This window comes from Nostoc sp. XA010, assembly GCF_020829625.1.
Taxonomy (GTDB): Bacteria; Cyanobacteriota; Cyanobacteriia; order Cyanobacteriales; family Nostocaceae; genus Nostoc.
Map to the genome: position 1 here is coordinate 55353 of NZ_JAIVFX010000027.1, position 14772 is coordinate 70124.

Annotated in this window: 12 protein-coding genes and 1 pseudogene; 1 reads left to right on the forward strand and 12 read right to left on the reverse strand. The window is 39.9% G+C overall.

What is annotated here, in order from left to right:
* Positions 1–115: 115 nt before the first annotated feature.
* The 8 genes and pseudogenes from LC608_RS27380 to LC608_RS27415 all read right to left on the reverse strand — a co-directional run bounded on the left by LC608_RS27380 (position 116) and on the right by LC608_RS27415 (position 8872).
* A complete protein-coding gene (locus LC608_RS27380) occupies positions 116–856 on the reverse strand; it encodes a DUF3891 family protein (RefSeq protein WP_229556582.1) in 741 nt (246 codons plus the stop codon).
* Positions 857–1251: 395 nt separating this feature from the next.
* The gene (locus LC608_RS27385; RefSeq protein WP_229556583.1) at positions 1252–1944 is read right to left on the reverse strand and encodes a manganese catalase family protein; all 693 of its coding nucleotides are present in this window, start codon (positions 1942–1944) and stop codon (positions 1252–1254) included.
* Positions 1945–2116: 172 nt separating this feature from the next.
* Positions 2117–2416 (reverse strand): annotated as a pseudogene (locus tag LC608_RS27390) (GlsB/YeaQ/YmgE family stress response membrane protein).
* A gap of 420 nt (positions 2417–2836) precedes the next feature.
* Entirely contained in the window at positions 2837–3100 is a 264-nt protein-coding gene (locus tag LC608_RS27395; RefSeq protein ID WP_229556584.1) for a hypothetical protein, read from the reverse strand.
* Positions 3101–3279: 179 nt separating this feature from the next.
* Positions 3280–3711, reverse strand: coding sequence for an EamA family transporter (locus LC608_RS27400; protein WP_229556585.1), 432 nt, complete (start codon positions 3709–3711; stop codon positions 3280–3282).
* A 316-nt stretch (positions 3712–4027) separates the two neighbouring features.
* On the reverse strand, positions 4028–6133 hold the full coding sequence (locus LC608_RS27405) for an acylase (RefSeq protein ID WP_229556586.1): 2106 nt from the start codon (positions 6131–6133) through the stop codon (positions 4028–4030).
* Between the two features lie 576 nt (positions 6134–6709).
* Positions 6710–8092 (reverse strand): oxygen-independent coproporphyrinogen III oxidase, encoded by a 1383-nt coding sequence (gene hemN / locus LC608_RS27410; protein ID WP_229556587.1) that lies wholly within the window; start codon positions 8090–8092, stop codon positions 6710–6712.
* Positions 8093–8194: 102 nt separating this feature from the next.
* A complete protein-coding gene (locus tag LC608_RS27415; protein ID WP_229556588.1) occupies positions 8195–8872 on the reverse strand; it encodes a heme oxygenase (biliverdin-producing) in 678 nt (225 codons plus the stop codon).
* A 457-nt stretch (positions 8873–9329) separates the two neighbouring features.
* Here LC608_RS27415 and acsF point away from each other — a divergent pair, with 457 nt between their 5' ends.
* Complete coding sequence (gene acsF / locus LC608_RS27420; RefSeq protein WP_229556610.1) at positions 9330–10415, forward strand: magnesium-protoporphyrin IX monomethyl ester (oxidative) cyclase; 1086 nt, start codon at positions 9330–9332, stop codon at positions 10413–10415.
* A gap of 445 nt (positions 10416–10860) precedes the next feature.
* On the opposite strand, the gene LC608_RS27425 is transcribed toward acsF, so the two are convergent.
* The 4 genes from LC608_RS27425 to LC608_RS27440 form a co-directional block, all read right to left on the reverse strand.
* Complete coding sequence (locus tag LC608_RS27425) at positions 10861–11826, reverse strand: MvdD family ATP-grasp ribosomal peptide maturase (RefSeq protein WP_229556589.1); 966 nt, start codon at positions 11824–11826, stop codon at positions 10861–10863.
* Positions 11827–11903: 77 nt separating this feature from the next.
* Positions 11904–12908 carry an MvdC family ATP-grasp ribosomal peptide maturase gene (locus LC608_RS27430; protein ID WP_229556590.1) on the reverse strand — a complete coding sequence of 335 codons (1005 nt, stop codon included), beginning with the start codon at positions 12906–12908 and terminating at the stop codon, positions 11904–11906.
* Positions 12909–13074: 166 nt separating this feature from the next.
* The gene (locus tag LC608_RS27435) at positions 13075–13359 is read right to left on the reverse strand and encodes a microviridin/marinostatin family tricyclic proteinase inhibitor (RefSeq protein WP_229556591.1); all 285 of its coding nucleotides are present in this window, start codon (positions 13357–13359) and stop codon (positions 13075–13077) included.
* Positions 13360–13570: 211 nt separating this feature from the next.
* Positions 13571–14551 (reverse strand): magnesium transporter CorA family protein, encoded by a 981-nt coding sequence (locus LC608_RS27440; RefSeq protein WP_229556592.1) that lies wholly within the window; start codon positions 14549–14551, stop codon positions 13571–13573.
* Between the last annotated feature and the right edge of the window lie 221 nt (positions 14552–14772).

Consider the following 14772-nt stretch of genomic DNA (forward strand, 5'->3'; position numbering starts at 1 on the left):
CTTTGAGCTAGAGAGTTAGTTCTCTGGCTCTTTTTTATTGAAAAGCCAGAGAAACTCCAATACCAAAAGCCCCCATCTGGAGGCTTGAATTGCTGACTATGGCGGCGACAACTATCTAACTCTTAACGAATGTCCACTCTAATACTTTGATGGGAGCTTCTTGTAGTGCTTGAGTTAGTTCAGCGCTGCTCTTAAATTTTATTTGGGAGAGGTCGCAGGCTTCAACGTTGACTGTAAATTTTTCGTTCTCGAAGGGCCAAGGTTTGACAACAACCAAGTTATCGCTGCGCTGCATGATGTCATAACGTTGACCATCAGGGCCCTTGCTAATTTCTAAAAATCGCTCATCATCAGGTAGTTCTTGCTGACATAAAATGAGAGAAAGGCGATCGCACCATTGCATAAATGCATAGGCTGCATCAACTTCTTCCTTTTTGATGCCTAGTTCTTTGCGCCAACGTTGCTGGTTTTGCAGTTGCTCATCTAAAAGTTTGTCTAGCTTGGAACCCTTACCCCGACTTGACTCATTTAAACGGCTGATGTGCATGGAAATTAATAAAGCCACCCATCGTCCACGGTAGCGGGCATTCTTAGCCAGATCAGCCAATTTCTGGACACTAGCATCTACATTGGTATTTGAAGAGAGCATGAAGTCCAGTGGCGCACCTGCTTCAGTAAGAATGTCCTCTTCCCACTCTTTTTCTAGGTCATCGTGATGGGAAATTGCAGCGACGGTTTCATATAACCTTACTGGAGCATCTTTACGCCGCCATTGTCCTGCAAGTTGAGCTGCTAATAAAGCATGGGCGCGGTGATAAATAACTTCCCAACCATTTGGCGTAGCGTTGACAATCACAAATCAATCTCCTGATTCTTAGTTTTGATTTTGAGTTGAATTAATTTTTGAATTCAGAAACGTCGGGGTAGATTTGAAGAGGCGATCGCTCTGACTTGTTCAGTGTAGCTTAATTTCAATATCGCGCAGAGATATGTATCCAAAGTATTCAAAGTGCGTGTTGCATCCAAATCAATATCAGTAAATACTGCTCGAATTAGATTCCCGACTTCTCTAAGAAATCGGGAATCTTGTTGTTCACGAATGATTTAAGATTGCTTTAGGTTAGATAAGGCTAAATTCTCCCTCAAAAATCCCTGATGTAGACAAACAGTTGAACCATTGCTGAACAAGGTGGGCTGTTTGCCTACCTAATAATTGGGAGTTTTCAAGAACCTCTAACTGCAATCTTGAAATTAAGAGTGGCTTTCTAACGGATTCGCAATGTATTTGAATGTTGGCTCAGAATTCCAAGGGCCACGCTCATCTTGCCCACTGCTGTCTGTAGATAGATTGTAGTAAAGAGCAACAGTTTCATCTGGCTTAATATTACCAAAGAACGGATCTGTCAACTTACCCAGCGAATCTAGAGCTTTCATAAACATCTGGGTATGAGAAATTTCTCGTGTTAACAGATGGACTAAAGTCTCTTGGGTTCCTTTGTCTGTTGCCAACTTAATCAATTCTTCGTAAGTCTGACGAGCGCCAGCTTCAGCTGCAACGTTAGCTCTCAAATCACGTACTACATCTCCGCCTTCATTTAAGTAATTTGCAGTCCAAGCATTACCCTGGCTATCTAGAAAATGAGGCCCAATCCCTCGGACTGCAAAGAGAGTACTTTTATAAGCTTCTGTTTGATCGCTATTCTTAGTATGAGCTTCAATGAGTTTACCAACCATTTCTAAATGGCTGAATTCCTCGATCGCAATGTCTTGAAGCATGTCTTTAATTCCAGCATTCTCAACATGGAATGATTGAACCCAATATTGAAGTGCTGCACTAAGTTCTCCCGTAGCTCCGCCAAACTGCTCTAAAAGCAACTGAGCAAAACGAGGGTTTGGTTCAGTCACGTTAACTGCATGAATAGGCTCTTTTTTGTGAAAAAACATAGATTTACACTTCCAGAAATTATGATTTTACAGAATTAACAAACTATTTTATTGTCTCCTAGTATTTTTCAATATTTACCTAATTTAAGATTTAATACCTTCTCAAACTGGTTCACTAGAAGACCAATAAAATACAGTAGTCATGTTAGTGTTGATAACTGCCAATCAGCAATTAAGCATTGCTGCTTCTTCTGATTAATCCCCATAGATAAATAGCAACAATTGCGTCAATCACAGCTACTAAAATACTTGGAAGAGTTAAACCAGCACCAGCCGCAGTAATTTGTAGAGTTCCTGTTCGTAGTAAAGTAAACAGACTTCCACCGACAAAAGCCTCATGATACCCAAAATCATTGTGGAGAGAATTCCACCACCTTGATAACCAGGATAAACAGCTTTAGGGTAGGCGTAGCCCGCCGTTAGGCATAGCACCTGCTAAAAGTCGTAAAACTACCCAAGCAAGAATACTCATAACTGCCTCAACAATCTCACTTGTATCTAAGTTATCAACTTTGATTCACAATTCTTTCTACCAGATGGGATAAATGCTAAATCCAAAAGTTAGACAAAAAACTTTACATCAAGGTTCAGATGGAAATTGGTATTTTTATTCTATAAATAAAAATACTAAACGAAATTTTTGTCAGATAAATCAGGAATTATTGAATACACAACTCTAGAAGTTACTTTTTCTCGAACTAGACACTAGAATTATATTTTTTTATATCTACCTTAAGATATAAAAAAATAATCTAACTTTTTGCAGATGAATTAAAATAATTTGTAATTCGTAATTAGCACGATTTATGCAAAAGGCAGTGAAAGCCTTAGAGGATGTTTGAAAAGTCAAAGCCAGTAAAAAATCATGCAAGTCGTATGACCATGATACGAATCATTGCAATATGCATAAACATACTTGCTTGCTTACTAATAATTTTTCCGGGCGACCTCCACCAGGCGCATTGATTTTAATTTTTTGACTTGACTTTTTAGTTTTGATTTCGTTGTGACGATTTATAGGGCAATTTAACAGTGGTTGTAACTGTTGGTGACTATTTGCTAAAATCTGTTTTGTTCGGGATGGATACTTTTGGATATAATCAAACACTATAGACATTTGGAAAAATGGTAGATCCTCAATTAAACGTTTTAGCATTTTCTTTTCATAAGTTAATATTTCGGACAAGTCTATTACATCAAAGAAGCTTGGACTGACATGAGACCACTTAATGTTCGTAAGAAAATAGAAGAATCTGCTGGGGGTAAATTATAACGTATTATATTTTTGGTAAAGGTTGTTCTATCTCAACATCTGAAACACTTGTAATTAAGTGTTTAAAGGATTAGAACTAAAGTCCCCACAACTACTAAACTGCTTCCTAATATTATTTTCAAGTTTAATGTTTCTCCCAGAAACATAACTGAAAACAATAAAACTAATACCAAGCTTAATTTATCAATTGGTGCGACAAGGGAGACTTTTCCGGTTTGTAAAGCTTGGAAGTAAAAAATCCATGATAACCCTGTAGATACTCCAGATAATAATAAGAAGATCATCGTTTTTGGGGAAATAGCTAAGATATTAACTACATTTCCTTGAAAAAATACAATTCCCCAAGCAATTACTAAGATAACAACAGTTCGGATTGCTGTTGCTAAATTAGAATTAATATTTTCTATGCCAATTTTGGCAAAAATAGTTGTCAATGCTGCAAAGCCAGCCGAAAGTAATGCATATATCCACCACGGTATAGTGTTGCTTTCCATCTTGCCTCCTGGTTCACTAGTCAAAATTAGCAGTGTTATTTAGGCTCATGTTAGATTAAATTACTTGTTGCAAACTGCAATTGCTTTTCCAAATAAATTCCTATTAACCCCCTTTGGGGAATTAAAAAATTTTTCAATTTTTAATTCAAGCGTATTTCTAGGTCGAAGCAAGCTACGCGTCACCGTCCCGCAGGGAACGTAGAGAAGCGACGGTCATACATACGATCGCTCCAAATATCTCCAGAAAATGAGAAATTTTTGGGCGTAGGCGTAGCCCGTCGCAGACATCGCAAGCGCTAGAAACAGACTATTGAACTCAGAATATTTTACGTTCTTCTAAATGAGCAACAATATCTGAGCGATCGCGCCATACAGTCCGCAATTTTTTGTTGGCGAACATCTGTAACTGGTCGCTAATGTGGGGCGATCCGGGTTGAGTTGCATTACCGTAGCTGGTGAGTGCCATTGCCCGTACAGGGTTGGAAAATTCAATTGCAGCCACATAGGAATCACCCGCAACGGCTTGGAATTGCCCATTTTCTCCGGGAGCAGAATTCAGTACCCGAAAAATTCCCAGTTCCCCATCCCCACCATTAGCAGATAAATCCATATCACCCAACCGTAGCCGAAAAACCTTGCCCCACGGTACATCAAGCGCCCCATAAGTCTTTTCTATCTCTGCTGCAACTGCTTGCAGAGTTGCAACTGCACTTTCAGGATTAGCTAAACCATCGGGTGTGGTGCGTGGATAATTTTCATTCCAAGGTTTACTAAACGTTTTATCTAAGTCCATCTGTTGTACCCAAAAGGCAAATAATACAGCCCCGCGACTATCTGCATTGGCTTGTCGATCCCATGCTTCTAGGACATTAGCTGCTTTTTGCCCTAAGTCCTGACCGTACTTGCGTACAGCCGGAATTAAATCATCCAAAATCCGATCAGCCAGTTCCATACGAGTAGAGTGTTTGTATGCAACCATTTCATCAAAAGAGATTTTGTTATCCTCAGCCAGCATCCTTACAGAACGTTGGGAGCGAAAATCCATGAAACGAGGTGCCATGTAAGGCGGGTAATTATCTGCTTTAATGGCGGCTGGAAATGTAGTTGTCCAAGGTGGATCGTTTGTATTTTGCAACCAGCCACTTTTCGGGTCAACTATGCGCGGTAAATCTTGGTAAGGATGAAGTTTTGTCCACAAGGTTTTAGATGTATTTCCTGGGATTATGCCTTGCCAGTATTCAAAATCACCCTTAGAGCGCACTGGAACTTGACCATTGAATAAGTGCATAATATGCCCTTCCCGATCCGCATACATCACCGTAAACATTGGCAATTGCAAGCGCTGGAGTGTCTTTTCAAACTGGGCAAGATTTTTTGCTCGTGCCATATCCCACCACTCCTGGAGTACACCTGGTCGGTCAAGACCTGCAACTCTTAGCGCCACGGCTTTACCATTTTTCTCGGCTACCACAGGGCCATGAACGGAACTTTTCACTACTAATGGTTGCTCCTGCAAGGAGCCATCTTTCTGCTTCACTTTCAATGAGAGGGTTTTTGTCTGAAAGTTACGAACTTTGTCATCAAAGCGGTACCCATTACCTGCGAGTGTGAGTTCATAAACATCCCAACCATCGTATGTATTAACGGTGTGAGTCCAACCTAAGTTGTTGTTGAAGGCGATCGCTAATACAGGAATACCTACAAGTGTTGCTCCATAAGCATCAATCCCTGGTGCGGTGATTTGAGCTTCATACCACAAAAATAAATCTGACCAAGGTAGGTGTGGGTTTGCTAGCAACATGGCATTCCCATTGGCAGAATGACTTGGTGCGATCGCCCAACCATTAGATCCTGCTTGCAACTTTTCTTTGCTCAGGTCTAATACTGACTCCGGATTGACCACAAAGGTGAAATTGAGTACCCGATGTAAGTGAGCCATGACATCTTCTGCCTTAACTGGTAGCACCACCTCAACTTGATCGTCAATTAACTTCGGATTTTGTTTTACATAAGCATTGATCCCAGCAGCAAAAGCATCAAGATAACTACGAAAAGTTGGACTCTGTGCTCTGTACCAAGTACTAGCGCGTTCTGGTACTCCCGCAGTCTGTACCCAACGATCTGACTCCAGATATTCCTCTCCCCAATATTCGGCTGCGCGTCCCCGTGCTTGACCATAGAGACGCAAAAGTAAATCTCCATGACTTTGCATTTGTGCCCAACCAAAGGCATAAAATGCACTCTGGTCATCTTTACCGTAGATGTGCGGCACTCCATAGGTATCCCATAATATCTCTGTGGATTTTGTTGGTACAGCTACAGTGCGGCTTCCGACAAACAAAACCAGTATCAAACTGAGTATTAAGGGTAAAACGCGTATTGATTTTCTTTTGTAAACTCTGAGTAAAATATCAATCCTCATTAACACCACCATATACACATGTAACGCCTGGTGACTGAAACTGCTATTGGTCAGTGAGGGGTTGGGGATCTAGGGATTGGGAGGAGAGGAGGGGGAAATGAAGAAGCAGGGGAGCAGGGAGCAGGGGGAAAAGGGGAAACTTTCTCCCAAGCAAAGCGCACCCCGCCCCAATTCCTCTTTTCCTTTCTCCTTGCTCCCTTGCCTCTTTTTCAATAATTCCCCTAGTCCCCATTACTCTTTTTGGTCACAAGGCAAAGCTGTACGCAAGTGACTTTGACAAAGCAGATTTAAGTTGATCTAACAATACCACTTTATTGAGAAATAATATCAAGACTAAAAGAGTATCCTTTGTTCCTTTTAAAAAATGGGGAAACAGCTACACGATGATGTAATCTATATATTTATCAAGAAAAATTCTGAACTTAGGCATGGGGTTAGTAGTAGCTTTTGCCCTCGGCTGGCAAATTACGACTATAGATACCTGATGCGTAAGTTTTAATTAGTTAAATCCCCTCAATCGTGATTTTCAAGGTAGATTGAGGGGATAATATGTAGCTGACATTTGTAAAAGTGGTATCAAATAGCACGAGAAAATTTTGTCTCTCGTGTTCTTGTGTGAGTATCAAAGATGACGGCAATATTTCTGACTAGTAATCTACCGATATCTGTAATCTGGATCTGATTTTTTGATAAAATAACTAGACCATCGGCTTCTAGTGGTTTTAACGCCTCTAGTTCCTCAGAGAAATATTCATCAAAATTGAGATCATACTTATTTTCAATATCTTGCTTATGCAAATGAAAGTGAGACATAATACCCATGATCACATCCCGTCTGATGATGTCATTTTGAGTGAGCTTGATACCTTTGCTAACAGGTAAAGCACCTGCTGCAATTGTGTGATAATAATCCTTTAATTCCTTGTGGTTTTGAGCATAAGCATCTTCTAGCATACTGATGGATGTAGAACCAAAACCAAATAGTTCTGTCTCAGCGTGGGTAGTGTAGCCCTGGAAATTGCGTTTGAGAGTACCATTGCGTTGAGCGATCGCTAGTTCATCATTAGTTTTAGCAAAATGATCCATCCCAATAAATAGATATTGGTTATTCGTCAATTCTTCAATGGTCATTTTCAGAATTTCTAACTTTTCTTCTGCTGCGGGTAGCGCCTCTTGAGGAATATTTTTTTGTGTAGGTTTAATCCACGGTATATATGCAAAGTTAAAGACAACAATTCGGTCAGGATCTAACTCAACAGTTTTTTTCAACGTCTCCCGAAATGTTTCGCGGGTTTGATAAGGTAAACCATAAATAAGGTCTACATTCACACTTTCAAACTTAGCTTCTTTAACCCAACTCATAACATCAAATAGCATTTCTTCTGGCTGGACACGATTTATAGCTACTTGAACTTGGCTATTAAAATCTTGAATGCCAAAACTAATACGGTTAAACCCAATTTCTCTCAGAAAGAAAATGTAGTTTTTATCGATATAACGAGGATTAATCTCAATTGAGATTTCTGCTTCTGGATCGATGTTGAAATGGCTATTGATGTTTTTCCATAAAAATTCTATTTGGTGACGATCCAAGTAATTAGGAGTACCGCCTCCCCAGTGGATTTGCAGCACTTTTCTATCTGGATCGATTAAAGCTGCGGTGTTTTTAATGTCTTGAGCCAAAGATTCCACGTAAGGTTTCGCAATATTCTTGTTGTTGGAAATTACCGTGTTACAGCCGCAGAAGTAGCAAGCACTTTGGCAAAAGGGGATATGGAAATATAGACTCATAGGAGTTTTGCGTTGATTCGAGGCTGCGATCGCGGCCTTAAAATCAGTTTCAGTAAATGTTTCGCTTAACTCTGTAGCAGGCGGATAACTGGTGTATCTAGGTGCGCGAGTGTCGTACTTTTGAATCAGATCCAGATCAAACTTGACACCAGGTAATAGAAAAACCATTGAGTTGCTTTCCAATGAATGAAGGGAGTAGCGAGTGGAGAGTGAGGAGTAGGGGAGGCAGAGGAAGCAGGGGGAGAATGACTAATGACTAATGACTAACGACTAATTAGTTAGGCTATTAAACATAACTTGACCGAGTGCTTTAATTAAATTTCCTTCTAAGTCTTGAGCTATTTGTAAATTGAACCCAAAGGCATTATTAGCTTCTGCAACAATCCGTTCTGCTGTTATATCATCAACTGGTAATTCATTTAATGCCTGACGATACTTATCCTTAAATGCCTTTTTGTCAGGAATTTGCTCAAAATTATAAAAGGATGTGCCTTCATAGCCAGAAAGCTTCAGGGCTGACTGAGCAACTTTTTGTAGCATTTGACCCCCAGAAAGATCGCCCATGTAGCGAGTGTAGGCATGACCTAGCAATAAGACTGGTTCACTAATAGAAATTTCCCGAATGCGGTTAATGTACTTTTGGGCAGCAGGTGAAGGTGTAACTTTCTCTCTCCAATTATCCCCATAATAGAACACCATGTCTTTTTCGAGCGAGGATTGGCGATTAAGTTCGGGGAAATAAACCGCACTAATTACAGGATGCTCTAAATGGCTCTTTAATGCTGCTTCTAGTTCGCTGTAGACGTAATACAAGTTGCTTAAGAACTTGGCGAAGCAGTCTCTATCCACAACTCCTTTCAGAAAACATTTCATAAATCCCACATTTTCTGCTGAGGTGTGGGCTTGTCGAGTTCCAGAGCGCAGTTTGATGGCTAGATTACTACTCATTGTTGCTTCCTTCATGTTCAGGGGCAAGGTTTCTGGGCAGTCACTGACTCAGGATGCCTGCCAGTGTCAGCTAAAAGATTGTTATTCTAGGTTTAGAGAGGATCTGCATAACTCTATCTGGCAAGTATCACTGCCGATGTAGATCCCAGCCATTTTTATTTCTCCTAAGATTATTTAACTATTAATTTATATATGACTATAAAGATATTAGTATTTATTTAGGTTTTTCTGATTTTCACCTTTAGGCACATCCTACTTGAGTAGTAACAAAACTGGTTGTGGAATAGGCATTTAAACTCTCCTGAAACAACGGGTAATAAGTTTATTTCTCACAATTTACTCTCAATAATTTAACTGATGTCTACAAACAACTATTTATGCTTAGATAACTTTTAAAGGATGAAAAAATCAAAGGATTCTTATGGTTAAGTCTCTGGAAAGCCAACGCCAGTCGCTCATGGGGGAAACCCCCAAGACCGCGCTGGCTCCCGAACATGAGTTGCTAAAACCAGGTGTAAAAGCGCCTGTTCAAGAAACATTATTAACACCTCGGTTTTATACTACTGACTTTGAAGCTGCGGCGCAGTTGGATATTTCGTCCCAGGAAGCTGAGTTACTGGCAATTGTAGAGGAGTTACGAGCTGACTATAACCGTCATCACTTTGTCCGTGATGAGGAATTTCAGCAGTGTTGGGATCACATTGATGGGGAAACGCGCGTCGCCTTTATTGACTTTTTGGAACGTTCCTGCACCTCAGAGTTTTCTGGATTTCTGCTGTTCAAAGAGTTATCACGCCGTCTGAAAAACCGCAATCCGATTTTGGCGGATGCTTTTAATTTTATGGCGCGGGATGAAGCACGCCATGCGGGATTTTTAAATAAGTCAATGGCAGATTTTAATCTTTCCCTTGACTTAAGTTATTTAACCAAAAATCGCACTTATACCTTCTTCCCGCCAGAGTGGATTATTTACACAGTCTACCTGTCTGAGAAAATTGGCTACTGGCGCTACATCTTGGTGTATCGACACATGGAGAAACATCCAGAACACCAAATTTATCCACTATTCCGTAAGTTTGAGAGTTGGTGTCAGGATGAAAATCGACATGGAGATTTTTTCAAAGCACTGCTGCGATCGCAACCTCAACTATGGAACAATTGGAGAGCTAGATTATGGGTGCGTTTCTTTTTGCTGAGTGTTTTTGCTACTCACACCTTGACCGTATTTGAACGCGCAACCTTTTATCAATCCATTGGGATAGATCCGCGCGAATATAATACCAGAGTCATTCAAGAGACGAATAACACCGCCGCAGGGGCATTTCCTTTGATTTTGAATACAAATCACCCAGAGTTCTTCCGGCGGTTGGAGAAGTGTTCTGACCTTAATCTGAAACTAGCAGAGATTAATAACAGCGCTCGTTCACCAGTTGTAAAATTCTGCCAAAAATTACCCTTGATAGCCTCCATTGTTGGGCATCTATTGCAGACTTACCTAATCAAACCCGTTGATGCTGAATCATTGAGAGGGACAGTTCATTAACTAGTAATTGCATACATCAACATCAACTGAATCTACAAGTCTTATTTGGGAATCTCTTCACTCGAATTCTATACCCTACATTCCACACGTTGAGAGCTGAGTGATGGTATTTTAAAGTCTAACTGGATGAAAGTATTGTTAGCAATTGCGAATGAGGTTAACTGTTTACGTGATAAGCATTCGGTATAGCCTCGCTTACCGTATGAGTAAATTGTTCGAAGTGGTTTGTAGAAAATCCACGCGAATCACTTCTTTCTTGTCTAAAGTCGAATGGGAAATTCTAACAATTCGACTGATTAAGCTAATCGTCATTCATTTTTCCAGACTGATTCGCTTGTAGTAAGGACTTCAGCCCTAGTGTTATGCAAATTAAATGCTCATTAGGTTAATATGGTTAAAATCTAATACCAATTTTCTCTAAATTTGCACTCAATAATTCTTAACTTTAATTTTGTAAAACCTGTGCGATCGCCTGAGAAATCGGTAAGCCAGGACAGCGTTCTAACCAGAAAAACTCACCAACTGGGTTAACCTCAAGAAATACATGACGACCATCAGGAGTCAAAATAATATCAATAGCTCCGTAGTTCAAACCAAATTCTGCCATGAGTTTGAGGAGTTTCTCTTCGACATCTTCAGGCAGATTGTATGGTTCCCAAGCGTCGAGTAAGGCAATTCCCTGTTTGCGCCAGTCGTAACGCGCCTTATCCAAAGCTTGAGAATCAACCGCCGCCGTCAGCACACGTTTGCCTACAATAATTGTCCGCAATTCTAATGCTTTAGGAATTTTCTCTTGAAACGTCATTGGGCAGAAACGTAATCCATCGAGGTTATCCAGATCCTCAGATGAAATTGGATTCGTAAACACAACTTTTTCTCGTCCTTGTTCATCGTAAATAGCGAAGGAAGAGAGCATCTTTGTAATCATTCGCTCCTTACACTCTTGGGCAAATTGCTTCACTGCCACTGGATTGTTTGTAGTCAGAGTACGTGGCGTATCTAGACCAATCTCTCGCGCTATTCGTAATTGCAGTTGCTTATTTTCGGCTCGGCGAATATTTGGCAGAGGGTCGAGATGGAAGCCCTTAATACTGGCAATCATTCCGTCAATGGTGACGCGAGATTCTTTGAGCGAGGCTTGTCTGAGTTGCTTGTCCATCGAGTCGGGAATTCTTGACCCAATTGCAATGCGGCGATACCAAACTGCTGACACTTCACTCAAATCTAATGTCTGGTCTTCAACGCTTAGAGTAACTCGCTCACTTTTAGCATAGTAAACATCTAAGGTGATTTCTGTGGGAAATCGGTCTGTATCAAAACGAAATGCTTTCCCTCCTTGGGCTTCAATTGCCTGAATAACTAGAGGAATACTTTCGTTGTCTTGGCTGTGAGTAATGATTAAAACAGTCACGTCGCTTCGCTCCGAATTAAAAATTAAAAATTAATAAGTTCCTAAATTTATAAAGGCTGTCAGTTGGTTATGAATTTTTAAGTAAAAGCATTTTGCTTAGGACTTGTTGAAAGTAGTGCATCTGCGATCGCATCTGCGATCGGGTATTCCAAATCTCTCTCCAGCATTCCCCACTCTCCTGTGGGATTAATTTCTAAAAAAACATATTCTCCTGATGGCGTTTTGATGAAGTCAAATGCTCCAAAAATCAGTCCAAACCTTGCCATAAAAGCATCCAGGCAACGGATTAGTTTATCAGGTAATTGATATGGTTGCCAGGTAAGAGCCTCTTTTGTTCCCCGTCGCCAATCTTGGGTGGATGCTGCATACTCAGACGCATCCAGTGCGCCGACAAAGAGATTACCATTCACATAGACTGCGCGTAGTTCTAGCTGTTTGGGGATTTGTTCTTGAAACACAACTGGACAATAGCGCAGTGTTTCAGCATCAAGTAAGTCTTCTTCTTTAACGACGCTGGTATACATGAAAAAAGAGGAGGCTTGCATCCCATAAGAAAGAGGCCTGAGTAGCTTGGCAACCATTTTCCCTTTAACTTCCCCAAAAAACTCTCGTGTTTGTTGAGGATTGTTGGTGACGATAGTCCCAGGTATGACAAGACCTACTTCCGATGCAATTCTTAGTTGGCGTAATTTGTTTTCGGCTGCACTGATCCGTTGTAAATCATCCACCCAGGTAGCTCCCCTCAGACTGTCCCAAAAGCCATCTAAGACTGCGAGTGATTCGCTAGAGCAAGCTGCTTGGAATTGTGGAGCCAATTCTTTACCTAAGTCGGGTTGCCAGATACGTCGCATCCATACTGCTTGCACTTGCTCGGTGTTTAGGGAGCGAGTGCCATATTCCAGTTTATGATTGCTCCCAGAGTTACTGAAATTCGCCTCGATTTGTACAGTCATCGGAAACTTATCAGTATCAAGGCGAAATGGCTGTGCGCCTCGTTTTGATACAGCTTCTGCAACTCTATCTATTGTGAAATAATCACTACTATGGGTAATTAATAAAACCACATCACGGTCAACGTACATAAAATATTTTCATTAGGTTTTTGTATTTTCCCTACTGTCAACTATAAAAAAAATAAGCTTTTTTAATGGGAAGCCAACCCCTAAATGGAGTTGGCAAAGCTAACAGTATTTTTATTCTAAGAATATTGTTAAAAACTACATCTCTAGTCTAATCAAAAGTATGCAGTTATTCTGCCGGCCCATGATCATCACCGTCTGAAGGGTACTTCTGAGTAGTAAAAATCTGTTCATCACTATCAGAGGGATACTTTTTCGTTAAATCTTCTTGATCAGATGGAAACTTTAGAGTTTGGACAAGTTCATCATTCTCCTTCTTGGTTACACCACAACTTCCACCGCCAATCCCTTCTGATTCTTTATCAGATAGGTCTTCAAAGCTTTGCCCTTCTAAAAATCTGGCAAAGAAGGGTAGTGCTTGTGAATTCAGTTCTTCTGGTTTGCTTTCAGACATAATTTTTCCTACGGTTAAGTAAAGATACATATATACTCAAATCAATAATACTACATAGAGTTTCATCAATTTAAGCATAAACTTCATTTGTAATTATTTGTAATACTTATGTGAATATAGTGGCTTTATTGTTCCCTTTATGGATAATTATAAGAATGCTAAACGAGATGTAAATTTTCCTATTCCACCAATGTCTGTAATCTGAAAGACATTACAACCACTGTTGTTTTTTAGCATAAGCGATACTACCAATTACAATTAATGCCATCACGCAGATCACAGCAGGATAAGCCAAAGGTTGCTCTAATTCCGGCATATATTTGAAGTTCATGCCATAGAAACCAGACATAAAAGTAATTGGTAAAAATATAGTTGAGAGGATAGTTAAACGATTAATTCGTTCACCAGTTTTGCTAGCAATATTATCGCGTTGAATTTCCATCAATTCTGACATCCAGGCTCTCAACGCTTGATATTCTTGCCAAAGTTTATCAACGTGATGAACTAATTCTTGATTGAATAGTTCCTTCACTGGTTGGGTGATCCATTGGAAATCTTCGTAATCCATAATAGCCATCAGTGACTTGATGCTTTGAAAATTACGGCGTCCTGAACGAGTCGATTGCCTCATGGTGGCAATTTTTTGGTATGTTAATTCATCACCAGAATTATCTAAAACTTCATCTTCTAAATCATCAAGTTTTCTAGAAATATATTCAAATACAGTATGGTAATTATTCAAAACCTCTTTAAAAATGAGATAAAAAACATAGTCAATTCCTAACGTTTCAATATCCTTAGTTCGTTTTTGCAGATTATTAGCTAAAATACTTAAAACTTTTAATTCAGTGATTTCAAAGGTAATAATAAAATTATTACCCAGCACAATATTGCCACGAGCAACCTCAAACTCGTGATTTTTTATTTGAGGAGTTAATATTTCATAACTGTCAAATAAGCAATCTTCTACATTTTCATCAATTCCTACAGGGGAATGGTTGAAAATCATATTCACACGCGATGGATTAAGACCAAAGTGCTTAATAATTTTGGCTGTTCCAGTGCGGTCGCGAAAGTGAATACAGCGCAACCAAATATTGCGAGAACTATCAATTTGTTTCAGTACCGTATCGACATGATTACTGTTAAATAATTCCAGGTTGTCTGGATAAAAAGTGAGAAGAGTTAGCATATAGGCATCCTAATTGAGTCGTCGAAAAACACTATGACTCATGTTGAGCGATAATTTATTAGTCTACAAGGACACATAAAATGTCAAAGCTTGCGGTTTATTACGATGAATAGACATATTGCAATGCGCTTGGTGTTAGTAATATTTTACCCTGAAAGATCCCCCCAACCCCCCTAAAAAAAGGGAGAATCGAATCAAAATTCCCCTTTTTAAGGTGTATT